The organism is Klebsiella sp. ME-303 (assembly GCF_007910085.1).
Classification (GTDB): domain Bacteria; phylum Pseudomonadota; class Gammaproteobacteria; order Enterobacterales; family Enterobacteriaceae; genus Klebsiella; species Klebsiella michiganensis.
Window position 1 is genome coordinate 210,264 of the sequence record NZ_VOJB01000104.1, and the last position, 25,745, is coordinate 236,008.

21 protein-coding genes and 1 pseudogene are annotated in these 25,745 nt (G+C 57.8%); 9 read left to right on the forward strand and 13 right to left on the reverse strand.

Going from position 1 to position 25,745, the window contains the following annotated elements:
• Positions 1-171 precede the first annotated feature (171 nt).
• Positions 172-2,166, forward strand: coding sequence for a transketolase (gene tkt / locus FQK12_RS26815; protein WP_014230336.1), 1,995 nt, complete (start codon positions 172-174; stop codon positions 2,164-2,166).
• Here tkt and FQK12_RS26820 read toward each other — a convergent pair.
• The 3 genes and pseudogenes from FQK12_RS26820 to aegA form a co-directional block, all read right to left on the reverse strand.
• Positions 2,135-3,202 (reverse strand): DUF1176 domain-containing protein, encoded by a 1,068-nt coding sequence (locus tag FQK12_RS26820; protein ID WP_038423407.1) that lies wholly within the window; start codon positions 3,200-3,202, stop codon positions 2,135-2,137. The two genes, tkt and FQK12_RS26820, sit on opposite strands and share 32 nt — an antisense overlap.
• Positions 3,203-3,267: 65 nt before the next feature.
• A pseudogene (gene nudK, locus FQK12_RS26825) lies at positions 3,268-3,865 on the reverse strand (GDP-mannose pyrophosphatase NudK).
• A 58-nt stretch (positions 3,866-3,923) separates the two neighbouring features.
• Positions 3,924-5,888, reverse strand: a complete 1,965-nt coding sequence (gene aegA, locus FQK12_RS26830; protein ID WP_014230339.1) for a formate-dependent uric acid utilization protein AegA — start codon at positions 5,886-5,888, stop codon at positions 3,924-3,926.
• A gap of 381 nt (positions 5,889-6,269) precedes the next feature.
• On the opposite strand from aegA, the gene acrD reads away from it, so the two are divergent.
• A complete protein-coding gene (gene acrD / locus FQK12_RS26835) occupies positions 6,270-9,383 on the forward strand; it encodes a multidrug efflux RND transporter permease AcrD (RefSeq protein ID WP_014230340.1) in 3,114 nt (1,037 codons plus the stop codon).
• A 137-nt stretch (positions 9,384-9,520) separates the two neighbouring features.
• Here the strand turns inward: acrD and ypfM are convergent, their stop codons facing one another.
• Positions 9,521-9,580: a protein YpfM gene (gene ypfM / locus FQK12_RS26840; protein WP_100181659.1), complete on the reverse strand. Its 60-nt coding sequence runs from the start codon at positions 9,578-9,580 to the stop codon at positions 9,521-9,523.
• Positions 9,581-9,966: 386 nt separating this feature from the next.
• On the opposite strand from ypfM, the gene FQK12_RS26845 reads away from it, so the two are divergent.
• Genes FQK12_RS26845 through FQK12_RS26855 form a run of 3 tightly spaced genes read left to right on the forward strand, consistent with a single transcriptional unit; the run spans position 9,967 to position 11,682 of the window.
• Positions 9,967-10,320, forward strand: a complete 354-nt coding sequence (locus tag FQK12_RS26845; protein WP_004853073.1) for an ArsC family reductase — start codon at positions 9,967-9,969, stop codon at positions 10,318-10,320.
• 3 nt (positions 10,321-10,323) lie between these two features.
• Positions 10,324-11,451 carry a succinyl-diaminopimelate desuccinylase gene (gene dapE, locus FQK12_RS26850; RefSeq protein ID WP_014230341.1) on the forward strand — a complete coding sequence of 376 codons (1,128 nt, stop codon included), beginning with the start codon at positions 10,324-10,326 and terminating at the stop codon, positions 11,449-11,451.
• A gap of 27 nt (positions 11,452-11,478) precedes the next feature.
• Entirely contained in the window at positions 11,479-11,682 is a 204-nt protein-coding gene (locus FQK12_RS26855) for a YpfN family protein (RefSeq protein ID WP_004123464.1), read from the forward strand.
• Between the two features lie 947 nt (positions 11,683-12,629).
• Here the strand turns inward: FQK12_RS26855 and ypfH are convergent.
• From ypfH to dapA, 6 genes are all read right to left on the reverse strand, one after another.
• Complete coding sequence (gene ypfH / locus FQK12_RS26865; protein WP_004853078.1) at positions 12,630-13,328, reverse strand: esterase; 699 nt, start codon at positions 13,326-13,328, stop codon at positions 12,630-12,632.
• Positions 13,329-13,405: 77 nt separating this feature from the next.
• Positions 13,406-15,406, reverse strand: a complete 2,001-nt coding sequence (locus tag FQK12_RS26870) for a tRNA(Met) cytidine acetyltransferase TmcA (protein WP_014230342.1) — start codon at positions 15,404-15,406, stop codon at positions 13,406-13,408.
• Positions 15,407-15,418: 12 nt separating this feature from the next.
• On the reverse strand, positions 15,419-16,285 hold the full coding sequence (locus FQK12_RS26875) for a neutral zinc metallopeptidase (RefSeq protein ID WP_032720525.1): 867 nt from the start codon (positions 16,283-16,285) through the stop codon (positions 15,419-15,421).
• 120 nt (positions 16,286-16,405) lie between these two features.
• Positions 16,406-17,119 carry a phosphoribosylaminoimidazolesuccinocarboxamide synthase gene (gene purC / locus FQK12_RS26880; RefSeq protein ID WP_004104417.1) on the reverse strand — a complete coding sequence of 238 codons (714 nt, stop codon included), beginning with the start codon at positions 17,117-17,119 and terminating at the stop codon, positions 16,406-16,408.
• A gap of 108 nt (positions 17,120-17,227) precedes the next feature.
• On the reverse strand, positions 17,228-18,262 hold the full coding sequence (gene bamC, locus FQK12_RS26885; protein ID WP_004853085.1) for an outer membrane protein assembly factor BamC: 1,035 nt from the start codon (positions 18,260-18,262) through the stop codon (positions 17,228-17,230).
• Positions 18,263-18,278: 16 nt separating this feature from the next.
• Positions 18,279-19,157, reverse strand: coding sequence for a 4-hydroxy-tetrahydrodipicolinate synthase (gene dapA / locus FQK12_RS26890; protein WP_004853086.1), 879 nt, complete (start codon positions 19,155-19,157; stop codon positions 18,279-18,281).
• A 153-nt stretch (positions 19,158-19,310) separates the two neighbouring features.
• Here dapA and FQK12_RS26895 point away from each other — a divergent pair, with 153 nt between their 5' ends.
• Both FQK12_RS26895 and bcp read left to right on the forward strand, forming a co-directional pair.
• A complete protein-coding gene (locus tag FQK12_RS26895) occupies positions 19,311-19,880 on the forward strand; it encodes a glycine cleavage system transcriptional repressor (protein WP_004123480.1) in 570 nt (189 codons plus the stop codon).
• A 3-nt stretch (positions 19,881-19,883) separates the two neighbouring features.
• Entirely contained in the window at positions 19,884-20,354 is a 471-nt protein-coding gene (gene bcp, locus FQK12_RS26900; protein WP_004104423.1) for a thioredoxin-dependent thiol peroxidase, read from the forward strand.
• Between the two features lie 78 nt (positions 20,355-20,432).
• Here the strand turns inward: bcp and FQK12_RS26905 are convergent, their stop codons facing one another.
• Positions 20,433-21,500, reverse strand: coding sequence for an AI-2E family transporter (locus tag FQK12_RS26905; protein WP_004123481.1), 1,068 nt, complete (start codon positions 21,498-21,500; stop codon positions 20,433-20,435).
• A 229-nt stretch (positions 21,501-21,729) separates the two neighbouring features.
• On the opposite strand from FQK12_RS26905, the gene bepA reads away from it, so the two are divergent.
• Entirely contained in the window at positions 21,730-23,193 is a 1,464-nt protein-coding gene (bepA, locus tag FQK12_RS26910) for a beta-barrel assembly-enhancing protease (protein ID WP_004853093.1), read from the forward strand.
• Between the two features lie 9 nt (positions 23,194-23,202).
• Positions 23,203-23,562 (forward strand): arsenate reductase (glutaredoxin), encoded by a 360-nt coding sequence (gene arsC / locus FQK12_RS26915; RefSeq protein ID WP_004853095.1) that lies wholly within the window; start codon positions 23,203-23,205, stop codon positions 23,560-23,562.
• Positions 23,563-23,588: 26 nt separating this feature from the next.
• Here arsC and FQK12_RS26920 read toward each other — a convergent pair whose 3' ends face one another.
• Complete coding sequence (locus FQK12_RS26920; protein ID WP_211800913.1) at positions 23,589-24,290, reverse strand: DnaA inactivator Hda; 702 nt, start codon at positions 24,288-24,290, stop codon at positions 23,589-23,591.
• Positions 24,291-24,385: 95 nt separating this feature from the next.
• Positions 24,386-25,675 carry a uracil permease gene (gene uraA, locus FQK12_RS26925; RefSeq protein ID WP_004853099.1) on the reverse strand — a complete coding sequence of 430 codons (1,290 nt, stop codon included), beginning with the start codon at positions 25,673-25,675 and terminating at the stop codon, positions 24,386-24,388.
• Positions 25,676-25,745 lie beyond the last annotated feature (70 nt).

Here is a 25,745-nt window from a genome sequence, read left to right on the forward strand (position 1 = left end):
AAACTCTCGCCATAACAAAGTTATATTTGTTATCGATTTATATTGTTTATGTAACTTAGTTTCAGAAGCAAGGATAGCCCCGTCTGCTATGCTTTTTAGTTATGCAACTCATCACCCTCTCTATCCTAATCCAATAAAAACTCATGTAACCTATTGTTTCAGGAGCACATTATGTCCCGTAGAGAACTAGCCAACGCCATCCGCGCCCTGAGTATGGATGCAGTCCAGAAAGCCAACTCCGGCCACCCCGGCGCGCCAATGGGTATGGCCGATATCGCCGAGGTGCTATGGAACGATTTCCTCAAGCACAATCCTGAAAACCCGCAATGGTACGATCGCGACCGCTTTATTCTCTCCAACGGCCACGCGTCGATGCTGCTCTACAGCCTGCTGCATCTGACGGGCTATGACCTGCCCATCGAAGAGATAAAAAACTTCCGTCAGCTGCATTCAAAAACCCCGGGCCACCCGGAGATTGGCTATACGCCGGGAGTGGAAACCACCACCGGTCCGCTGGGGCAAGGACTGGCAAATGCCGTGGGCCTGGCTATCGCCGAGCGCACGCTGGCGGCCCAGTTTAATCAGCCAGACCATGAGATCGTCGATCACTTCACCTACGTGTTTATGGGCGATGGCTGCCTGATGGAGGGGATTTCTCACGAAGTGTGCTCTCTGGCGGGGACGTTAGGACTAGGCAAGCTGATCGGCTTCTACGACCACAACGGCATTTCCATTGATGGCGAAACCAAAGGCTGGTTTACCGATGACACGGCAAAACGCTTTGAGGCCTATCACTGGCATGTGGTGCATGAAATTGACGGCCACGACCCCGAAGCCGTGAAGAAAGCGATTCTGGAAGCCCAGAGCGTGAAGGACAAACCCTCGCTGATTATCTGCCGTACGGTGATAGGCTTTGGTTCGCCGAATAAAGCCGGGAAAGAAGAGGCCCACGGCGCCGCGCTGGGAGAACAGGAAGTGGCGCTGGCGCGCCAGCAGCTGGGCTGGCATCACCCGGCGTTTGAGATCCCGAAAGAGATCTACCGGGCCTGGGACGCGCGTGAAAAGGGACAAAAGGCGCAGAAAAGCTGGGAGGAGAAGTTTGCCGCCTATCAGCAGGCCCATCCGCAGCTGGCGGCGGAGTTTACGCGGCGCATGAGCGGCGGACTGCCTGAGTCGTGGGATGAAACGACGCGGAAGTATATTGCCGATCTGCAGGCTAACCCGGCGAAAATCGCCACCCGCAAGGCTTCGCAAAATGCCCTCGATGCCTACGGCCCGCATCTGCCGGAACTGCTGGGCGGCTCCGCTGACCTCGCGCCCAGCAACCTGACCATCTGGAAAGGATCGACTTCGCTGAAAGAGGATCCGGCGGGTAACTATATCCACTACGGCGTACGCGAGTTCGGGATGACGGCCATCGCCAACGGCATCGCGCATCACGGCGGGTTTGTCCCCTATACCGCCACCTTCCTGATGTTCGTCGAATATGCCCGCAACGCGGCGCGTATGGCGGCGCTGATGAAAGCGCGGCAAATCATGGTCTATACCCACGACTCCATCGGTCTCGGCGAAGATGGTCCGACGCACCAGGCGGTAGAACAGCTGGCCAGCCTGCGCCTGACGCCAAACTTCAGCACCTGGCGACCGTGCGATCAGGTGGAGGCCGCGGTGGCGTGGAAGCTGGCGGTCGAACGTCACAGCGGGCCGACGGCGCTGATCCTCTCAAGGCAAAATCTGGCGCAAATGGCGCGCACGCCGGAGCAGGTACAGAATATCGCCCGCGGCGGCTACGTGCTGAAGGACGCTGGCGGCAAGCCGGACCTGATCCTGATAGCTACCGGTTCGGAAGTCGAGATCACCGTGCTGGCGGCGGAGAAGCTGCTGGCCAAAGGGGTGAACGTGCGCGTGGTTTCCCTGCCATCGACCGACGTGTTTGATGCCCAGGAGGAAGCCTACCGGGAATCGGTCCTGCCGTCGGACGTCAGCGCCCGCGTCGCGGTTGAGGCCGGCATCGCCGACTACTGGTATAAGTATGTGGGGCTAAAAGGCAAAATCGTCGGCATGACCGGCTACGGTGAATCGGCCCCCGCGGATAAGCTCTTCCCTTACTTCGGCTTTACCGTTGAGCATATCGTTACCGTAGGGGACGAGGTACTGAACGGGTAACCCATAGCGTGGGCCAGGCGTCTGGCCCCTGCCAATTATCGCACTGCGGCTGCCGCGCGTAGCGTACCAGGCTAAACCGCTGGCCGTCATAGCGCCAGCGCGTTTGCGTCCCGCAGTCGCCGGGCGCGCGCCCTTTATCCAGCGTCACCAGTTCCTGGCGTCGATCGTCGTAGCGGGCGTTTACCAGTTCGACATCGCGCGGCCCGTCGCCGGGGGGCTGGAAAGGCAGAGTGAGCCGTACCGGATGAGCAATATACGGCCGCTGGCGCGACACCAGCCAGGCCAGCCAAATGGTGTTGTAGGCGCCCGCTTCGCAGCTGGTCATCAGCAGCACCCTATCGTCGGTCAGCGCGGCAACCCGCACCTCGCGGCGAAACGGATCCAGCGAACAGGCGCTGCTGTTCATGCGCTCGTTGCCATAATCCATGAGATCGTTAAGTTCATCGCGGCTGAGGGGGGACTCCGCCACGTCGATTCTCGCCACCGAGCGCAGCGCCGGGGCGGGCGGAACGCTGAGCGGCGGCTCTTCCCCCTTCCCTACCCACGCGGTTTCGCTCCCCACGCGCTTCTGCCGGCTATCGATAAACAGCAGGGCGGCTTTCAGCCCCTGTAAAGAGATGGCCTGCAGGCCATTTTCGAGGGTTATCGCCTTTGCTGCCTGCACCTGCTGCAGAAAGGCATCAATGGTGACGCTATCGTCGGTTTCAAGCAGTTTGTCGGCGATCTGCCAATGTTTATCGCCCAGAGACAGGGGTTTACCATCGAGGCGAAGGCGCGGCGCAATCGGCGCCAGCGCCGCGACCGGATTGCCCACGCCGCCGAGTTCAATGCGCAGGCTGGCGTTGGTGGCCGCCCCGGCGCTGCGGGTGAGGGTCATGACCAGGCCGTGATGCAGCCCGACGTTGCGGGCCACGCAGAAGTTCTGATTGTTGCAGGTTACCTGCCAGTCATTGAAGAGCTGTTGTGCCGGCGCCGCCCGCACCAGCGACGTCGGCAGTAAACCGAAAAGCAGAAACAAAATAACCCGATGCAACATGAGCGGCACAACCCCGGAGAAAACGCCATACACAGCGGCTATGTTCACCAGCGGCGAGGTTTTACTCAATCGGATTTATCAGAGATCCCCGTTCATCAGCCCGGAGGTTTGCAAATATTGCAGCAGGATCACCGCTTTGCCATCGCGGATCTCCCCGTTCGCCATCATCTCCAGCGCCCGATGATAAGGGAGCTCCAGCACCTCAATATCTTCATCATCAACGCCGCCGCCATCGTTGGCCCGCTGAGTATCGTTATATTCGGCAATAAAGAAATAGATAAGCTCGGTGACGCCGCCGGGCGACATAAACAGTTCAAACAGTTTGCGCACTTCACCGACTTCGAAACCGGTCTCTTCAATAGCTTCTTTGCGCACGCACTCCTCCGGCTCATCGCTGTCCAGCAGCCCGGCGCAGGTTTCAATCAGCATCCCGTCTTCGTTGCCGTTTACCCAGGTCGCGATGCGAAACTGGCGAACCAGCACGACGGTCTGCTTATGGCGGTTATACAGCAAGATGGTAGCGCCGTTGCCGCGATCGTAGACTTCGCGTCTATGGCGAACCACGCTGCCGTCGCTGCGCGTCAGTTCATAGGTCATGTTGCGCAAAAGGAACCAGTTTTCGGAGAGGATTTTATCTTTGATAATGTTGATATTGAGTGACATACGAGCCCCACAGCGTGAAATGACGATTCCATACTACGCTGTGAAGCCCGCTTTGTCGTCAGTGAAGCGGAATCGATTTAACCTCGAGGAAGTCCATTATCCCCTGCGCCGCGTGGCGGCCTTCCGCCATGGCGGTCACCACCAGATCGGCGCCACGCACCGCATCGCCGCCGGCAAACACTTTGCGATGGGTGGTCTGGTAGCGGTAGCGGCTTTCCACATTGGCCTTGATTCGACCCCGGCTATCGAGCTTAACGCCCACCGATTCCAGCCACGGCATACCGTGCGGATGGAAACCAAAGGCCATGATCACCGCGTCGGCGGGCATGACAAACTCGCTTCCGGGGATTGGCGACGGGCTGCGGCGCCCCTGAGCGTCCGGCGCGCCCAGCCGGGTACGCAGAAAGCGTACGCCGTTGACGTGTCCCTTTTCGTTCAGCTCCAGGGTGACCGGCTGGACGTTAAATTCAAACTGCGCCCCCTCTTCGCGCGCGTTTTTCACCTCTTTCTTCGAACCAGGCATATTGGCTTCATCGCGACGATAGGCGCAGGTAACCTGCTTCGCGCCGTGGCGCAGCGCGGTACGCACGCAGTCCATCGCCGTATCGCCGCCGCCGAGCACCACGACGTTCAGCCCTTCGGTGTTGACGTAAGGCTCTTCCGGCAGCTCAAGCAGCCCCATCACCTGTTTGGTGTTGGCTATCAGGAACGGCAGCGCGTCATATACGCCGGGCGCGTCTTCATTCGGCAGATCCGCTTTCATCGAGCGATAGGTTCCGGCGCCAATAAATACCGCGTCATAGTCATCAAGCAGCGTCGTCAGCGGGATATCTTTGCCTATCTCGCAGTTCAGCTCAAAGCGCACGCCCATCTGGGTAAAGATTTCCCGCCGCCGGGCAAGCAGAGATTTATCCAGCTTAAAGGCCGGAATACCAAAGGTCAGCAGACCGCCAATTTCCGGGTGACGGTCAAAGACCACCGGACTCACGCCGTTACGCACCAGACGGTCGGCGCAGGCGAGCCCGGCAGGACCCGCGCCGATAATCGCCACCCGCTTGCCGCTTTCAACGACCTGAGAAAGATCCGGCCGCCAGCCGTTGGCCAGCGCCTGGTCGGAGATATAGCGTTCAATGTTGCCGATAGTCACCGAACCGTGCTCATCGCGCAGCGTGCAGGCCCCTTCGCACAGGCGATCCTGCGGGCAGACGCGGCCGGTAATTTCCGGCAGGCAGTTGGTCTGGTGAGAAAGCTCCACGGCGGCGGAAATATCCCCCTTTTTCACGCGTTCAATCCATTGCGGAATGTGGTTATGCAGCGGACAGGTCCATTCACAAATGCTGTGCTCGCCGCACGTCAGGCAGCGCTCCGCCTCGCGGTTGGCCTGCCCGGCGCTGAACGGCAGATAGATTTCGCTAAAATTGGCCTTACGCGCCTCGGCGGATAGCTTGTCGGGCTCGCCGCGCGGCGGCGTCGCGGCCATCTGCGCGACTTTGCCCGCGGAGCAAGGCGCCATCGCCGCGCCGGGGTGGCCAAGACGCGCCGCGCGCTGACGCCGCTGTTTCGCCAGATTCACCAGCGTGCTGTCCGTTGCCAGTACCAGCGCTTCGGCCGGGCAGTTTTGTACGCAGGCGGGCCCCTCTTCGCGACCGCTGCACAAATCGCATTTATGCGCCGTCGCTTTGACCCTCTCCTCCTGTACCGGCGTCAGGACGATTTGCATCACGCCAAACGGGCAGGCAACCATACAGGATTTACAGCCGATGCATTTCTCCTGATTAACCTGGACGCTGTCGTTAAGCTGGCTGATGGCGCCATTGGGACAACTGCGGGCGCACGGCGCCCCTTCACAATGGTGGCAGGTTACGGCGTTACGTTTTTGCTCGTTTTTGATAACCGTAATGCGCGGCAAAAAACGCTGCGGGGTCAAAACATGCTGCTCATCGTTGTGCGCCATGACGCAGGCAACTTCACAAGCCTTGCATCCGATGCACTTATGACTATCGCTTAAAATAAAGTGGTTCATGACATCCTTCAGTCTTCGTGGTGAATAACCCCTCAATTCGCATGCTTATCTATTACCCGACAAAACGGTGCCGGAACAATGTGCATTTGCACAGGTTGCCGATTTTTTGGTAATAACCCGAGGTGGATCAATTTTTTTGACTTAAATGAAATCACGTTTTATTTAGCTAAGTAATAATGCGCTACGTATGCGCCACCGCGGCGGCGCGCCGAAAGGAAGGAGCAGGTAGAGGAAGAAAGAGAGTTCTTTACGCTGCCATAAAAGGCACACGATAAATTACACTATCTCCTTATTTTCTCCACGATTGCCTGAGGGCTTGCCGCTAGAGTGTCACAGGCTGTGCAATAACAAAAAAATGTGCAAAATGAGGTCCTAATTCTGATGGCGAATTTTTTTATCGATCGCCCCATTTTTGCGTGGGTACTGGCAATACTTTTATGCCTGACCGGTACGCTCGCAATTTTGTCGCTTCCCGTTGAGCAATATCCCGACCTTGCCCCGCCTAACGTACGGATCACAGCGAACTATCCGGGCGCTTCGGCACAGACGCTGGAAAATACGGTCACCCAGGTTATCGAGCAAAATATGACCGGCCTCGATAACCTGATGTATATGTCATCCCAGAGCAGCGGCACCGGCCAGGCCACCGTGACGCTGAGCTTTACCGCCGGGACCGATCCGGATGAAGCGGTCCAGCAGGTGCAGAACCAGCTACAGTCGGCGATGCGCAAACTGCCGCAGGCCGTCCAGAACCAGGGCGTAACGGTGCGTAAAACCGGGGATACCAATATCCTGACGATCGCCTTCGTCTCTACCGACGGCAGTATGGATAAACAGGATATCGCCGACTACGTCGCCAGTAATATTCAGGACCCGCTCAGCCGGGTCAACGGCGTCGGAGATATTGACGCCTATGGTTCGCAGTATTCGATGCGCATCTGGCTCGATCCGGCCAAACTCAACAGCTTTCAGATGACGGCGAAAGACGTCACTGATGCCATCTCTTCGCAAAACGCGCAGATCGCCGTCGGCCAGCTGGGCGGCACGCCGTCGGTGGATAAACAGGCGCTCAACGCGACGATTAATTCACAATCGCTGTTACAAACGCCGGAACAGTTCCGTGATATTACCCTGCGGGTTAATCAGGACGGTTCGGAAGTCACCCTTGGCGACGTCGCCACCGTCGAGATGGGGGCGGAAAAATACGATTACCTCAGCCGCTACAACCGCCAGGCGGCGTCCGGGCTGGGGGTTAAGCTGGCCTCTGGCGCAAACGAAATGGCGACCGCTGAACGCGTCATCAGCCGTCTGAACGAGCTGTCGCAATATTTCCCGCACGGCCTGGAATATAAAGTCGCTTACGAAACCACCTCATTCGTTAAGGCGTCGATTACCGACGTCGTGAAAACGCTGCTTGAAGCCATCGCGCTGGTCTTTCTCGTGATGTATCTGTTCCTGCAGAACTTCCGCGCCACGCTGATCCCGACCATCGCCGTTCCGGTGGTGCTGATGGGAACCTTTGCCGTCCTTTACGCCTGCGGCTACAGCATCAACACCTTAACCATGTTCGCGGTGGTGCTGGCGATAGGCCTGCTGGTGGACGATGCCATCGTGGTGGTAGAGAACGTCGAGCGTATCATGAGCGAGGAGGGCCTCTCGCCGCGTGAAGCGACGCGAAAATCAATGGGGCAGATTCAGGGCGCGCTGGTCGGTATCGCCATGGTGCTATCGGCGGTATTTGTGCCGATGGCCTTCTTCGGCGGCACCACCGGCGCGATCTACCGCCAGTTCTCGATTACCATCGTCTCGGCGATGGTGCTGTCGGTGCTGGTGGCGATGATCCTCACCCCGGCGCTGTGCGCCACATTGCTTAAACCCGTTCATAAAGGCGAAACCCACGGGCAGCGGGGCTTTTTTGGCTGGTTTAACCGCACGTTTAACCGCAACGCCAGCCGCTACGAAACCGCGGTCGGTAAAATTCTTCATCGTTCGCTGCGCTGGATAATGATCTACGTCCTGCTGCTGGGCGGGATGGTCTTTCTGTTTCTGCATCTGCCCACGTCATTCCTGCCGCTGGAAGACCGCGGCATGTTTACCACTTCGGTGCAGTTGCCGAGCGGCTCAACCCAGCAGCAAACCCTGAAGGTGGTGCAGCAGGCGGAAGACTACTTCCTGAACAATGAGAAGCAAAACGTCGAATCGGTATTCGCGACCATCGGCTCCGGCCCCGGCGGCAACGGCCAGAACGTGGCGCGTATGTTCGTACGCCTGAAGGACTGGGACGAACGCGATCCCACAACCGGTTCATCTTTCGCCATCATTGAACGCGCAACCAAAGCGTTTAACAAAATTAAAGAAGCGCGCGTCTTTGCCAGCAGTCCGCCGGCCATCAGCGGTCTGGGCAGCTCCGCCGGTTTTGATATGGAGCTGGAGGATCACGCGGGCAACGGACACGAAGCGCTGATGGCCGCCCGCGATACCCTGCTGGAGCTGGCCGGCAAAAATAACCAGCTCACCCGCGTCCGCCACAACGGCCTCGACGATAGCCCGCAGCTTCAGGTGGACATCGATCAGCGTAAAGCGCAGGCGCTGGGCGTCTCTATCGACGATATCAACGACACCCTGCAGACCGCGTGGGGGTCAAGCTACGTCAACGACTTTATGGATCGCGGCCGCGTGAAGAAGGTCTACGTTCAGGCGGCCGCGCCGTATCGCATGCTGCCGGACGATATCAACCTGTGGTACGTGCGCAACAGCAGCGGTACGATGGTGCCCTTCTCCGCCTTCGCGACCTCGCGCTGGGAGACCGGCTCGCCGCGTCTGGAGCGCTACAACGGCTACTCGGCGGTAGAGATCGTCGGTGAAGCCGCGCCGGGCGTCAGTACCGGTAGCGCCATGACGATTATGGAAGAGCTGGCCCAGCAGCTGCCGAACGGCTTTGGTCTCGAATGGACGGCGATGTCTTATCAGGAGCGGCTCTCCGGGGCGCAGGCGCCGGCGCTGTACGCCATTTCGCTGCTGGTGGTGTTCCTGTGCCTGGCGGCGCTGTATGAAAGCTGGTCGGTGCCGTTCTCGGTGATGCTGGTGGTGCCGCTGGGGGTTATCGGCGCGCTGCTGGCCACCTGGATGCGCGGCCTGGAAAACGATGTCTATTTCCAGGTAGGCCTGCTGACGGTTATCGGCCTGTCGGCGAAGAACGCCATTCTTATTGTCGAATTTGCCAATGAGCTGAATCAGAAAGGCGAAGATCTGCTTACCGCCACGCTCTCCGCCTGCCGCCAGCGTCTGCGGCCGATCCTGATGACCTCACTGGCGTTTATCTTCGGCGTACTGCCGATGGCCACCAGCACAGGGGCGGGCTCCGGCAGCCAGCATGCCGTCGGCACCGGGGTGATGGGCGGGATGATTTCCGCTACGGTGCTGGCTATCTTCTTCGTGCCGCTGTTCTTTGTGCTGGTACGTCGCCGCTTCCCGCTCAAGGAACGGCCGCAATAATCGGGACGCGCCCTGACGATATTTTCGCCAGGGCCAAATAACAGAAAAGGCGACCGGACAGGTCGCCTTTTTCATGTGGTCGCTTCAACTGCATTATTATTCTGCCTGTGAAATCGCCATGCTTTTATTGCGGAAAACTATTTACGAAGCATGCCTTCGATAAAGTCTTTCCAGTTCCCCAGTTCGTGTTCAATCATAATAGCCTCTCTTATTATTATGGGTGATTTTATGCAAATTCATTGATGGTTAAAAGCCTGTTTGCGCTATCGTACTGATAACTTTCATTACCCCCTGCGGAACGTTCTCTTTCATTCGTAAGTACTATGAGCCGATTTTGCGCATTTTAATGTGACCAACAGCAACATTTAGCAACATTTGTTCATCAGCCTGAATCACCGGGATCCGCCTTGAGGCCAGGAAACACCGTCAGGGAGCGTTTAAAAAACAGCCAAAATGTAACGATGAATATATCCCGACGGGAAAAAACGATATTTATTAAAGCATTTCACGTATTATTTATTCAGGGCTTATATATTCGGAACATTCTTAGCCAATCGTTTAATTCAACGGAAAAGGTTTAATCATGCTTACCATGTACGGGATAAAAAACTGCGACACCATAAAAAAGGCTCGCCGCTGGCTGGAGACGCAGCAGATAGAATATCGCTTTCATGATTATCGTGTCGATGGTCTGGATCGCACTTTATTAGATACCTTTATCGCTGAACTCGGCTGGGAAGCCCTGCTTAACACCCGGGGGACGACGTGGCGCAAGCTGGATGAAACGGTCCGCGCCGGTATCAATAACGCCGACGCTGCGGCAAAACTGATGCTGGAAATGCCGGCAATCATTAAACGCCCATTGCTCTGCGCGCCCGGTCAGCCTATGCTGCTGGGTTTCAGTGAATCAAGTTATCAGCAGTTTAACGAGGTGTAGTCTATGTCTTGCCCGGTCATTGAGCTGGCTCAGCAGCTTATTCGCCGCCCTTCCCTCAGCCCCGATGATGCGGGATGCCAGGCGTTAATGATTGAACGCCTGCGTGCGATTGGCTTTACCGTTGAACCGATGGATTTCGGGGATACCCAAAACTTCTGGGCCTGGCGCGGGCGCGGGGAAACGCTGGCGTTTGCCGGCCATACCGATGTCGTCCCGTCGGGGGACGCCGATCGCTGGATTAATCCCCCCTTTGAACCCACCATTCGCGACGGCATGCTGTTTGGCCGCGGCGCCGCGGATATGAAAGGCTCGCTCGCGGCAATGGTCGTCGCCGCCGAACGTTTTGTCGCTCAGTATCCGAATCATAAAGGTCGTCTGGCCTTCCTGATCACTTCTGATGAAGAAGCCAGCGCCAAAAACGGCACCGTTAAGGTTGTTGAAGCGCTGATGGCGCGCAACGAGCGCCTGGATTATTGCCTGGTCGGCGAACCGTCCAGCACCGAAGTCGTCGGCGATGTGGTGAAAAACGGCCGTCGCGGCTCGCTGACCTGCAACCTGACCATTCACGGCGTGCAGGGGCACGTGGCCTACCCGCATCTCGCCGATAACCCGGTGCACCGCGCCGCGCCGATGCTGGCGGAGCTGGTGAATATCGAATGGGATAAGGGCAACGAGTTCTTTCCGCCGACCAGTATGCAAATCGCTAACGTGCAGGCCGGCACCGGCAGCAACAACGTGATTCCCGGCGATATGTTCGTCCAGTTCAACTTCCGCTTTAGCACCGAGCTGACCGACGAAATGATTAAAGCGCGCGTCGTGGCGCTGCTGGAGAAGTACGCGCTGCGCTACAGCGTCGACTGGTGGCTCTCAGGCCAGCCGTTCCTGACCAGCCGCGGTAAGCTGGTTGATGCGGTGGTTAACGCCATTGAGCACTATAATGAAATAAAACCGCAGCTGCTGACCAACGGCGGCACCTCCGACGGGCGCTTTATCGCGCGTATGGGCGCGCAGGTGGTTGAACTGGGGCCAGTGAACGCCACCATTCATAAAATAAACGAGTGTGTGAATGCCGCCGACCTCCAGCTGCTGGCGCGGATGTACCAACGCATCATGGAACAGCTGGTCGCCTGACGGCATCAATAGAGAAGAGGTAAGCGCATGGATTGGCTAACGAAATACTGGTGGGTTCTGGTGTTGGTATTTTTGGTGGGCGTGATGATCAACGTGATTAAAGATCTGACCCGCGTTGACCACAAAAAATTTCTCAACAATAAACCGGATCTGCCCCCGCATCGCGACTTCAACGACAAGTGGGACGACGATGACGACTGGCCGAAGAACGACCCGTCGAAGAAGAAGTAACATCTTACCGCGGATTGCCATAAAGCAATCGCCCGGCGAGTTCGACGCGGGTCAAGTAGCCCTGACAGATACGCAGCATCGCCTCCGGGAAAATATCCCACTCTGCGCTCTTTTCCCGGGGGCGGCGCTTAACGCGCCTTGCCCGGGCTACGGGTTTCCAGCTCGTTGCAAGTCCGGTAGCCCGGACAGATGCGCAGCATCGGCTCCGGGAAATTATCCCACTCTGCGCTCTTTTCCCGGGGGCGGCGCTTAACGCGCCTTGCCCGGGCTACGGGTTTACAGCCCGTCTGCCGGCCGGTAGCCTGGACTGATGCGCAGCATCGCCTCCGGGGAATTACCCCACTCTGCGCTCTTTATCCCGGGGGCGGCGCTTAACGCGCCTTGCCCGGGCTACGGGTTTCCTGCTCGTCTGCAGGTCCGGTACTCGGACAGATGCGCAGCATCGCCTCCGGGAAATTACCCCACTCTGCGCTCTTTTCCCGGGAGCGGCGCTTAACGCGCCTTGCCCGGGCTACGGGTTTCCAGCTCGTCTGCAGGTCCGGTAGCCCGAACAGATGCGCAGCATCGGCTCCGGAAAATTACCCCACTCTGCGCTCTTTTCCCGGGGGCGGCGCTTAACGCGCCTTGCCCGGGCTACGGGTTTACAGCCCGTCTGCCGGCCGGTAGCCCGGACAGATGCGCAGCATCGCCTCCGGGAAATTATCCCACTCTGCGCTCTTTTCCCGGGGGCGGCGCTTAACGCGCCTTGCCCGGGCTACGGGTTTACAGCTCGTTGCAGGTCCGGTAGCCCGGACTGATGCGCAGCATCGCCTCCGGGAAATTATCCCACTCTGCGCTCTTTATCCCGGGGGCGGCGCTTAACGCGCCTTGCCCGGGCTACGGGTTTCCAGCCCGTCTGCAGGTCCGGTAGCCCGGACAGGCGCATCGCGCCGCCTCCGGGTTTATTATCACAGCAGTTCAATAATATCGCTGTCTTTCGGCGTGCTGCCGCTGAGGGCTTCGTCGAAATAGTGCTTCGGTACGGTAAAGCGCAGATGATCGAGGGCAAACTGCATACTGCGATCGTCAATCGCGTGCCCCAGATCTTCAACAATATCCAGCGTCACGTCACCGCCGGCCTGCTGCAGCGCCTCCTGCCCCGCCACCGCCCACGCCAGATCGATCACCCGATCTTCACCGCCGTGGATCAGGTGAACAGTGGTCGCGGTCGTCGCGGTCTCCGGCAGCGTCGCATAGCGGCCGTTAAAGGCGATCACCCGCGATGCCAGACCCGGCTCGGCTTTAATGCTCTCCAGCGACATAATCGCCCCCTGTGAGAAGCCGATCAGCGCCGTCGCCTGCGGGCTGACGCCGCTCTGCTGTTGCCAGTAGCGCACCGTTTCGATAAAGGTCGGCATGATGGCATCCACTCGCTGCTGGCGGTTTTCTTCGCTAACGCCCTGCACGGAAAACCACTGGCGTCCCGGAGGCGGACCGCACGGCTCAGCGCCGCCGATACTGACAATCAGCGCATCGGGAAACAGCGGCGCAAACCAGCTACCGATTTGCCCCATGGCCACCGGGTTATCGCCGACGCCATGAAACAGCAGCAGCAGTTGCTGTGCAGGTGTCGCGGGGCTTTGAACAATAAAATGATCGTGTTTCATGGCTGTCTCCTTAATGTCTGCAAGGAAGTTTACGCCGCAGGCGAAATATGACCATGCCATTTAACTGAAGGAGTTAGTTAAAAAAATTGCAGCATTTGAACCTGCCGGCGCAGGTCGTTGGCGCGGTTTTCATCCAGGCTGAGCAGCGCCTGCGCCGCTTCTTCGCGCAGCCTGGCCAGCAGCGCTTTCCGTCCGGATAAACCTAACGTTTGGCAAAGCGCGGCCTCATCCTGCTGCTGCAGGCGGGCCCGCAGCGCCGGAAGCGGCAGCTCCACCAATATAAGCAGGCGATTGAGGCTACCCGCCGAGGTCAGCAGCGGACGATGGGCAAAAGCAAAACCCGCCACCTCCAGCCAGTCTTCTTCAGTAAGAATAGTCGCTTTCAGCGCCGTCAGCGGCACAGGTTCATCTCGCCACTCGCGCAGCCAGAATTCGTCGCGCTGCAGCCGTTGGGCTTCTTCGCGTGCCAGGCGATGGCCCGCTTCGCTGAGAGGATAGAGCGCCATCGCGGTGTAACAGCCGCTGCTGGCTTCCCGATGCGTGCCCAGCCGCACCAGCGTAAAACCGCAGCGTTGCCAGAAGCGCCACAGCTCAGGCGTGTAGCCAAAACTCACCGAGAGATAATCCCGGTCCGCAGCCTGCGACGCCGCCCGGACCACCAGCCGCTGCCCCAGCCCTTCGCGCTGGCGAGCCGGATGCACGGCAATACGGCTGATGCGCAGCCCCGCTAACGTAGCCGCCAGTGGGCTACCGCCGTGCGCCGCCAGCGACTGCGCCACCAGATTGCCGCGCGGACGACGATAGCCGGCCCACACCGCCTGGCTAAGCGGCGGCTCAAGACCGCCCTCCTCCACCAGCCATAGCGATCCGGCGATGCGCTCCCCGCCGCGGGCGCAGGTAAAATGCTGCCCCGGCGCATCCATCATGCGCCGGAGGTCCAGCGGCGACGTGCGATAGTGGGCCCCGGAGAGCAGCTGATACATCGCTTCCGGTAACGCAGGCTGTCGCCGCCAGCTCTCCTGGCTGACGCTTTCCAGCACGATATCGCCGCCTGGCGCGTGCTGAAAGGTCTCGTCGTTGAACAGCAGCAGCCGCGCAATCGCCGCCTCCAGCGGGCAGCCGCTTGCCCAACGGATGGGCGTCGTCAGGCTAAACTGCCGTAAGTGCGCAAAACTGGCGCAAAACTTAAGCAAAAAGCCGCGTCCCGTCCCCTCGTACCCCTGAACGGTAGTGGTCAACAGCGTCCTCGGGAAGCGGGAGACCAGCTGGCGCAGCAGCGGCCCGGGGATGGCCGCGGCCTCATCGACAATCAGCCATCCGGCGGTGCAGCCGGAAGCCAGCAGTGCGTCGGGGGCCATAAAGCGGAAAGCCTCCCCGGCGAATGTCGCCATCACCTCCGCTGCTCCCCGCGCCGGTGCCGTGACGATGGCATCTCCCCCCAGATGGCGAATAAGCATTCCCGCGAGCGCGGACTTGCCTCGCCCGCGCTCGGCGGTTAGCGCCGCAATACCGGGAGGGAACCGGGCCAGTTCGGCAAGCACGGCAGCCTGCTCCGCCTGCGGATGTCCGTCGGCGGGATGCCATGGCGGGCGCACGGGTAACGCGGGCGCCGCAAGTTCATTGCCCTGCCGCCAGAGAATGGACGCGTTATCCGCACTAATCTGTTGGCAAAAACGATAAACAAAATTCGGCGTAGGGATGGGGTCGGGAGCGTCGCTCCAGCGCAGAGAATCCGCATCAGGACGGGCCGGCCATTGCGCAAAGTCGGGGGTGAGCAATACCAGCCAGCTTCCGGCGCGCAGCGTACCGGCTAATGCGGCAAAGGCCGCCACATCAAAACCCTCGCGGGCATCGAAAAAGGCGTGCTGGAATTCGCGGCCCAGCAGCGATTTCAGGGCAGCAGACGAGACGTACGGCTCGGGCATCGGACGCGGGCCGACCCACAGCCCGTCGCCCGCCAGCGCGGTACGGACTCTTTGCGCCTGACGCAGGGTCCAGGCATCGTCGCCGCTGAGAACCAGCAGACGACGAACGCCTTCGCGCGCCATCTGCGCCGTCAGGTGACGCAGTTCATCCATGACAACAGAGCATTACAGCGCGTTGCCGAAGGTGTTGCACTGCGCCGGGTCGCCGCTATCGAAACCGCGTTTAAACCAGGTATAGCGCTGCTGCGACGTTCCGTGGGTAAAGCTGTCCGGCACGACGCGCCCCTGGCTCTGCTGCTGCAGGCGATCGTCGCCAATCGCCTCTGCGGCATTCAGCGCTTCCTGCAGATCGCCGGTCTCCATGTAGTCTTGCTTCTGCATGTTGTAGCCCCAGACGCCGGCAAAGCAGTCCGCCTGTAGCTCCATTTTTACCGACAGACGGTTCGCTTCCGCCTGCGAAGCGTTTTGCTGCAGCTGGCGCACTTTCGATTCAATACCCAACAGCTTTTGTACGTGATGGCCAACCTCGTGGGCGATAACGTAGCCCTGCGCGAAATCGCCGCCGGCGCCAAGCTTGTTTCTCATCTCATCGTAGAATGACAGGTCGATATACACCGTGCTGTCCGCAGGGCAGTAAAAAGGCCCCATGACCGATTGACCGGTGCCGCAGGCGGTCCGCGTCGCGCCGCGGTACATCACCAGTTTGGGCTGCGGATACTGACGGCCCATATCTTTAAAAATAGCGTCCCAGGTATCTTCCGTGTCCGCCAGAATCACCTTCGTGAATTTCGCGGCCTCTTCATCCTGCGGGCTAATGGAGCGTTGGGTGGTTTGCTGTTGAGATACCGGCTCGCCGGTCAGCATGCCGGTTAAATCCACGCCGTAATAGCCCGCCACCAGAACAATAATCAGCAGTACAATGCCGCCTTTACCGCTGGGGAGACGAAAACCGCCTCCTCCGCCCATCGGTGAACCAGATTGACCACGACGATCTTCCACATTGTCGCTCTCGCGACGTCCTTGCCAGCGCATAAGCACCTCAATTCATCATATTAACCAATGAATAAGATCGTAGGCGGTTCAGCGGAGGATTACCACAGGAAACAGCAAGAAGAGCGCCAGAAGAAGAAAACTTCTTCTGGCGTCGGGGGATTAGTCGAGCTTCACGCCCAGGCGATGAGCGACTTCTTCGTAGGCTTCAATCAGGCCGCCAAGGCTCTGGCGGAAGCGGTCTTTGTCCATTTTATCCATGGTTTTTTTATCCCACAGACGGCTGCCGTCCGGAGAGAATTCATCCCCCAGCACCACTTCGCCTTTGAACAGACCGAACTCCAGCTTGAAGTCCACCAGGATCAGGCCCGCATCGTCAAACAGCTTTTTCAGCACATCGTTAGCTTTGTAGGTCAGCTCCTGCATACGCGCCAGGTTCTCTTTGCTCACCCAGCCAAAGGTTTCGCAGTAGGATTCGTTGACCATCGGGTCGTGCATGGCGTCGTTTTTCAGGAACAGGTCGAACAGCGGTGGGTTGAGCTCGATGCCCTCTTCAATCCCTAAGCGTTTCACCAGCGAACCGGCAGCGCGGTTACGTACCACGCACTCCACCGGCACCATATCCAGCTTTTTAACCAGACACTCGGTATCGGACAACAGCGCTTCCATCTGGGTCGGGATACCCGCTTCCGCCAGCTTGCTCATAATGAAATGGTTGAACTTGTTGTTCACCATGCCTTTACGATCGAACTGCTCAATGCGAGCGCCGTCCCCTGCTGACGTATCGTTACGGAATTCGAGTATCAACAGATCCGGGTTTTCGGTGCTGTATACCGTCTTCGCTTTACCACGATACAACTCAGCTTGCTTTTGCATCTTTGTCACTCCAGTGATGATTAACGATAAAAATTTGTGCTTTTCTGCCGACGCACACGTTTGCGTCACTATACATTAAAAAGGGCCGGATTGCTCCAGCCCTGTTAATTACTTACTTAATGCAGCCTGGAATACGGCAACCAGGGCATCATTTTGCGACTGCGTCAGCGTATGGCCTTTCGGGTCGATGAACTGCAGACTGCTGCGGTTATCGAGGTCCCCGACCTGCAGTTTATAATCGCCGGAAACCAGCTGCGGGTCGCGGGCGCCCAGATCGGTCCAGCCGCTGTCGGAAAGCGGTTTGTAGGTGACGGAGAAGCTGCCCTGAGAACGAGAGCTATCGGTGACCTTCATGCCCACTTTTTCCAGCGCGCCCGGCAGGCGTTGCCACACCAGGTTAAACGGCGCGCGAACGATCAGCATCGGCAGGCCGGTATCATCAGCGCCGCTCTGCACGTCGAAGGTCGCCCCGGCGTTTTTCTGCGCGGCGTTCTGCGCGCTGGTGGCGTTCAGATCCAGACCTTCGGAGATGACGTTCAGCATGGCGGTACTGTAGCGCTGCAGCGAAGCCGGATCGGCAACAGGTTTACCCGCCTGCTCCAGATTCACCAGCTTCACGATCACCGCCTGCTGATAGCCCTGCTGCTTAACTGAGATTTGATAGCGACCACGATACTGCTGGTCTTCATCGAGGCGATTCCATTCGACCCAGTCGGTATTCAGCGTCTGGCTGGCATCGTCGCGTTTCGCGATAGTGTAGTTTTTCGACTGCACGATGCTTGCCACCTGCGCCCACAGCGAACCGCTGCGCCCGTTTTCCACCATCAGCGTCGCGGTATCACCGTTAAACTGCGTACGCGCGCCGCTGACCAGCGCCAGTGGCTGGGCCGGCGGACGAATGTCCAGGGCTTTGCCAGTGTTACCGGTGCTGGTCGCAACCGGAATATTATAATCACCCACCTGAATCGGCAGGATCATCCCTGCTGGCGCGTGAAGTTCACTAAGCGGCGTAGCCTGCAAATAGGCCTCGTCGCCGCTCACCTGACGCTTGTAGCGCGAGTCAGAACTACAGGCCGCGAGGAGTAGAACCAGCGAAACACCCGCAACCTTCGCCAGGCGCGACTTCTGTACTGAGTAAGCCATCAAATCTCCCTAAACTTTACAGCAAACCGGCATGCTTCAGCGCTGCGGTCACAACCTTAATACCGTTTTCGGTAATCGGGGTCATCGGCAGGCGTAGCGTATCGGTCGCCACAAGACCCAACGCCTTACAGGCCCATTTGACCGGGATAGGGTTGGGTTCGACAAATAATTTGGTATGCAATGGCATCAGACGCTGGTTAATCGCACGAGCTTCGGCAAATTGACCTGCTAGCGCCAGTCGGCACATCTCGGCCATTTCGCGCGCCGCAACGTTTGTCGTTACGGAAATCACGCCATGACCGCCAAGCTGCATAAAGTCCATTCCGGTCGCATCATCGCCGCTCAGCAGAATAAAGTCATCTGAAACCAGCTCTTTGATCTGATGAACGCGGCTTAAGTTCCCCGTCGCTTCCTTAATACCGATAATATTTTTAATTTCCGCCAGACGACCAACGGTTTCAGGCAGCATATCGCAACCGGTACGGGACGGCACATTATACAGGATTTGCGGCAGGTCAGTATGTTCTGCGATAGCTTTAAAGTGTTGGAACAGCCCTTCCTGGGTCGGACGGTTGTAATACGGCGTTACCGTCAGGCAGCCAACCACGCCGCTATCGTTAAATCGCTTGGTCAGGCTAATCGCCTCTGCGGTTGCATTTGCACCGGTACCGGCAATGACCGGGATACGCCCGTCGGCCAGCTCCAGCGTCTGCATCACCACATCACCATGCTCTTCATGGCTCAATGTTGCGGACTCTCCGGTAGTCCCTACCGAAACGATCGCCGAGGTTCCGCTGGCGACATGATAATCAATCAGTTTTTTCAGGCTTGACCGGCAGACGTTGCCGTTTTCATCCATTGGCGTGACAAGCGCTACAATACTTCCCGTAAACATGGGCCATCCTCAGAGCATAAGTGGGACAAGATTCTCAATGTTACGTTTGGAGTCGTAATAAAAGCAAGAGACCCGATGCCATCAGGGATGTTGTATGCCGGTTTTTTTTATGCTTTCCTAACGTTACCTCACCTTTTTAAAGGAAGAACAGGTTTGACAGCCTCATTACAACACTATCTGGTTATTACCGCGTTGGGTGCTGACCGCCCAGGCATCGTGAATACGATCACTCGTCACGTCAGCAGCTGCGGCTGTAATATTGAAGACAGTCGGCTGGCCATGCTTGGCGATGAGTTTACGTTTATCATGCTGCTTTCCGGCTCGTGGAATGCAATTAACCTGATTGAATCCACTCTGCCGCTGAAAGGCGCCGAGCTGGATCTGCTTATCGTGATGAAGCGTACAACCGCGAGACCACCTCAGGCGATGCAGAACACCGTCTGGGTACAGGTTGAGGTGCCGGATTCGCCGCATATCATTGAGCGGTTTACGGCGCTGTGCGATACGTGGAAAATGAACATTGCCGAGCTGGTTTCCCGCACTCAGCCCGGAGCGAACGACGAGTCAGCACAGCTTTTTATTCAAATCACCGCCCACAGCCCGACTACGCAAAATGCATCAAATATCGAACAAGCGTTCAAAGCCCTATGTACAGAACTGAATGCACAAGGCAGTATTAACATTGTTAATTATTCACAGCATGATGAACAGGATGGAGTTTGAGTGATGAACCCACTGAAAGCCGGTGATATTGCACCGAAATTTAGCTTACCGGACCAGGACGGCGAGGAAGTAAATTTGACCGACTTCCAGGGACAGCGTGTTCTGGTTTATTTTTATCCGAAAGCCATGACCCCGGGCTGCACCGTACAGGCGTGCGGTTTACGCGATAATATGGACGACCTGAAAAAAGCAGGCGTTGAAGTACTGGGTATCAGTACGGATAAACCAGAAAAACTCTCCCGTTTCGCCGAAAAAGAGCTGCTGAACTTCACTCTGCTGTCTGATGAAGATCATCAGGTATGCGAGCAGTTTGGTATCTGGGGTGAAAAAACCTTTATGGGGAAAACCTACGACGGTATCCATCGTATTAGCTTCCTCATCGACGCCAACGGCAAAATCGAACATGTGTTTGATGATTTCAAAACCAGCAATCACCACGACGTGGTGCTGAACTGGCTGAAAGAAAACGCCTGACGCTAAGATAAACGCAAGACGCCGGGTCGTTCTCAACCACCCGGCGTCTTTTTTTAGGGCATTCCTTGCGGCTTCGCGCTAATGCTCGTCTTCCACTATCAGGCCATCCGGCCAGGCGTGCACCACCGCTTTGATGAGCGTCGCCAGCGGGATAGCGAAGAACACGCCCCAGAATCCCCACAGACCGCCAAAAATCACCACCGACAGAATAATCACCAGCGGATGCAGGTTAACGGCTTCCGAGAAGAGTACCGGCACCAGCAGGTTGCCATCCAGCGCCTGAATAATCAGGTACACCGCAAACAGGCTCCAGAACTCGGTTCCCGCGCCAAACTGGAACAGCGCCACGCCCACCACCGGAATGGTGACCACAAACGCGCCGATATAGGGGATTAATACCGAGAACCCCACCAGCACCGCCAGCAGCAGCGAATAGTTGAGGCCAAAAAGGATAAAGCCAATCCACGTCGCCACGCCGACGACGATCATCTCCAGCACCTTACCGCGAATATAGTTGGTAATTTGCTGGTTCATCTCTTTCCATACCTGCCCGGCCAGGCCGCGGTTGCGCGGCAGCACCCGGCGTACGGCGTTAAGCATCTGCTCTTTATCTTTCAGCAGAAAGAAAACCATCAGCGGCACCAGCACCAGATAGACCGCCAGGGTCAGCAGCCCGACCAGGGAGGCCAGCGAATATTTCACCACCGAGTCGCCGACGGTTAACATCCGGCTGCGCATATTCTCCGCCATCGCGTCGATAATGCCGGCATCCATGAGGGCCGGATAACGGCGCGGCACCGTGGCGGCGAAATCGGAAAGTTTATTCAGCATCCCGGGCATATCGCGAATCAGATAAATGCCCTGCTGCCAGGCAACCGGCATCACCACAAACGCCATCAGCAGCAGAATGCCGACGAACAGAATCAGAACGACCGAGGTGGCCCAGGTACGTGAAAACCCGATACGCTCCAGTCTGACGGTGGGCCACTCCAGCAGATAGGCCAGAACAATCGACACTAACAAAGGTGCCAGCAGGCCGCTGAAGAAAAACATAATGCCGAACCCAGCCAGCAAAATGACCAGCAGCGCTATCGCCTCCGGGTCGCTGAACCGACGACGGTACCACTGCATTAACATCTGGAGCATAAAACCCTTCCCTGAAGAGCGGAACTGTAACAATCTCAGGAATTGTATCGAAATGTCACAAAAAAGACTTCGCTTTTTATGGGTAAAACCACAAACATTACTGGCCGGATGAATATCATATTTGCAACGCCGCGAACGACGGCTAAACTCGCTGGACCTGCTTGCGGTCAGGGAACATTACGCCGCACAATCGGTCAAACTGGCACACCTACATTACAGGACAGAGGTTATGTTCAGGCAGTTGAAGAAAACGCTGGTGGCGACCGTCATAGCGTCGCTGACGCTGGGTTCAATATTACCTGCTTTTGCCGATACCGCAGACACGCTGCCGGACATGGGCACCTCTGCAGGAAGCACGCTCTCCATCGGCCAGGAAATGCAGATGGGAGATTACTACGTGCGCCAGCTGCGCGGCAGCGCGCCGTTAATCAACGATCCGCTGCTGGTGCAGTATATTAACGGTTTAGGCATGCGCCTGGTGTCGCACGCCAATTCCGTTCGCACCCCGTTCCACTTTTATCTGATTAATAACGATCAAATAAACGCCTTTGCTTTCTTCGGCGGTAACGTCGTACTGCACTCGGCCCTGTTCCGCTACTCGGATAATGAAAGCGAGCTGGCGTCGGTAATGGCGCACGAAATTTCTCACGTCACCCAGCGCCATCTCGCCCGCGCGATGGAAGACCAAAAGCGTAACGCTCCGCTGACCTGGGTCGGCGCGCTGGGGTCGATTCTGCTGGCGATGGCCAGCCCGCAGGCCGGGATGGCCGCGCTGACCGGCACCCTGGCGGGCAGCCAGCAGGGGCTGATCAGCTTTACCCGTCAAAATGAAGAAGAGGCCGACCGCATTGGCATTCAGGTCCTTCAGCGCTCCGGGTTCGACCCGCAGGCAATGCCGGCGTTTATGGGTAAGCTGCTCGACGAGTCGCGCTACTCCACCCGGCCGCCGGAAATGCTGCTGACCCACCCCTTACCGGAAAGCCGTCTCGCCGACGCCCGCAACCGTGCGAACCAGATGCGCCCGGTTGTGGTGCAGTCCTCCGCTGACTTCTACCTGGCGAAGGCCAGAACGCTGGGCATGTACACCTCCGGCGACAATAAGCTGGGCAACGACCTGCTGAGCAGCTGGGAAAAAGGCAATATTCGCGAGCAGCACGCCGCCCAGTACGGCCGCGCGCTGCTGGCCATGGGCAATAACAATTACGATCTGGCGCGCAAAACGCTGCAGCCGCTGCTGAGCGCCGAACCGCAGAACGCCTGGTACCTTGACCTGGCGACCGATATCGATCTCGGGCAAAAGAGAGCCACAGACGCGATTAATCGCCTGAAGGGCGCCCGCGAGCTGCGTACTAATCCGGTGCTGCAGCTCAACCTCGCCAACGCCCTGCTGGAAGGCGGGCAGCCGGGGGAAGCGGCGACGATCCTTAACCGCTATACCTTCAATAATAAAGATGACGTCAATGGTTGGGATTTGCTGGCGCAAGCGGAAGCTAAACTGGGAAATCGCGATCAGGAGCTGGCAGCCCGAGCGGAAGGCATGGCGCTGGTTGGCCGACTCGATCAGGCCATTACCCTGCTCAGCAGCGCCAGCTCACAGGTAAAATTAGGCAGCCTGCAGCAGGCCCGCTACGATGCGCGTATCGATCAGCTGCGTCAGCTGCAGGAACGCTTCAAACCGTACCAGAAAATGTAAGGAGACCTCATGTCCGATACGGTCAAAATCTATCACAACCCGCGCTGCTCCAAGAGTCGCGACACGCTGAGCCTGCTGAAGGCTAACGGCATCGACCCCGAAGTGGTGCTCTATCTGGAGACGCCGCCGGATGCCGCCACGCTGCGCCAGCTGCTGAAGATGCTGGGGATGGCCAGCGCGCGCGACTTAATGCGCCAGAAAGAAGATCTCTATAAATCCCTCGATCTCGCAAACCCGCAGCTTAGCGAAGATGCGCTGATCCAGGCGATGGTTGATAATCCAAAGCTGATTGAACGGCCTATCGTCGTTAGCCACGGCGAGGCCCGTATCGGTCGCCCGCCGGAGCAGGTTCTGGAAATCGTTAACTAAGTTGTTGATCCTCAGGCCGCGGCCCGCTAAAGCTTGAGGATCTCTTTCACGAAAGGAATGGTCAGCTTGCGCTGGGCGGTAATGGAAGCGCGATCGAGCTGATCGAGCGTCATAAACAGCGAACGCATTTCGCGATCCAGCCGCTTAAGCAGGAACCGACAGACGTCTTCCGGCATTTCGAAACCGCGCAGTCTGGCGCGAAGCTGAAGCGCCTGGAGCTTGTCTTCATCCGACAGCGGCTGCAGCTTGTAGATTTGCCCCCAGTCAAGACGCGAAGCCAGATCCGGCAGGCCAAGCTTGAGCTGGCGCGGCGGTCGGTCGCCGGTAATCAACAGCCGGGTTTTACCGGACTCGAGAATGCGGTTGTAGAGGTCGAAAATCGCCATTTCCCACAGTTCATCGCCCGCTACGCACTCAATATTATCGATACAAACCAGCGACAGGTGCTCCATCCCGTCCAGCACTTCAGGAACAAACCACGTCCGTTTATCCAGAGGTACGTAGCCCACCGCATCGCCGCGCTGGGAGAGCTCCGCGCAGGCCGCGTGCAGGAGATGGCTGCGCCCCGCCCCTTCGCGTGACCAGATGTAGATGTATCCGCTATGTTCCTGCCGCAGCACGTTCTGAAGGGCGGCAAGAAGAGAAGGGTTATCGCCCGGCCAGAAACTCGCGAAAGTTTCATCATCGGGAAGATACAGTGGCAAAGAGAGCTGTGCCGGTGCGTTCAGATGGACCTCAACATAGGCTTGCAGAAAAACGCGGAGAGTTTAGCACAGAAATACGCAAGGAGAGAACCGGGCAGGATCGCCGCCCGGTATAAGGATCAATGTTTTGCTTCTTCGCTATCCGCAGCGTCGAGAACCACCTCTTCCGGACGCAGCACGCTAATCAGTTTGAAGATCAGGCTCAGCCCGACGCCAACGATGGTCGCCAGCGCCATGCCTTTCAGCTCGGCGGCGCCGATATGCACTTTTGCCCCGCTGACGCCGATGATCAGGATAACGGAGGTCAGAATCAGGTTCTGCGCCTTGTTGTAATCGACTTTAGATTCGATCAGCACGCGAATACCCGAAGCGCCGATAACCCCGTACAGCAGCAGTGAGACGCCGCCCATTACCGGCAGCGGGATAATCTGGATCGCCGCCGCCAGCTTGCCGACGCAGGAGAGCAGAATCGCGATGATCGCCGCGCCGCCGATAACCCAGGTACTGTAGACGCGGGTGATCGCCATCACGCCAATGTTCTCGCCGTAGGTGGTGTTTGGCGTGGAGCCAAAGAAGCCGGAGATCACCGTAGACAGGCCGTTGGCAAACATTGAACGATGCAGGCCCGGATCGCGGATCAGATCTTTTTTGACGATATTGGCCGTGACTACCAGATGTCCAACGTGCTCGGCGATCACCACCAGCGCGGCGGGGAGAATGGTGAAAATCGCAAACCATTCAAAGCGCGGGGTGTAGAAGGTCGGCAGCGCGAACCAGTGGGCCTCGGCGATGGGCGTGGTATCGACGACGCCCATCACGAAGGAGAGCGCGTAGCCGACCAGGACGCCGATTAAAATCGGGATAATCGCCAGGAAACCGCGGAACAGCACCGAACCGAAAACCGTCACCGCCAGCGTCACCATCGAAATAATAATGGTTTTGCTGTCCGGCGATTGCCCGTCAGCGGGCAGCAGACCGGCCATATTCGCCGCCACGCCCGCCAGCTCCAGGCCGATAACCGCGACAATCGCGCCCATCGCCGCCGGTGGGAACATCACGTCCAGCCAGCCGGTTCCGGCTTTTTTGACAATAAAGGAGACGATACAAAACAGCACGCCGCACATGATAAAGCCGCCGAGAGCGACTTCGTAGCCCAGCGGCAGCAGAAGCAGCACCGGGGAGATAAACGCAAAGCTCGATCCAAGATAAGCCGGAATTTTGCCTTTGCAGATGAAAAGATATAACAGCGTTCCGATGCCGTTAAACAGCAGTACCGTGGCCGGGTTGATATGGAACAGAACGGGCACCAGTACCGTTGCGCCAAACATGGCGAACAGATGTTGCAAACTAAGCGGGATTGTCTGTAAAAGCGGCGGTCTTTCACTCACCCCGATAGCACGGCGCGTCATGGCATTTTCCTCTGAGAGTCGTTTGTTGATTGCTGTTGGTGTGTTTTATTCAAAAAAAAGCCGACTCTCA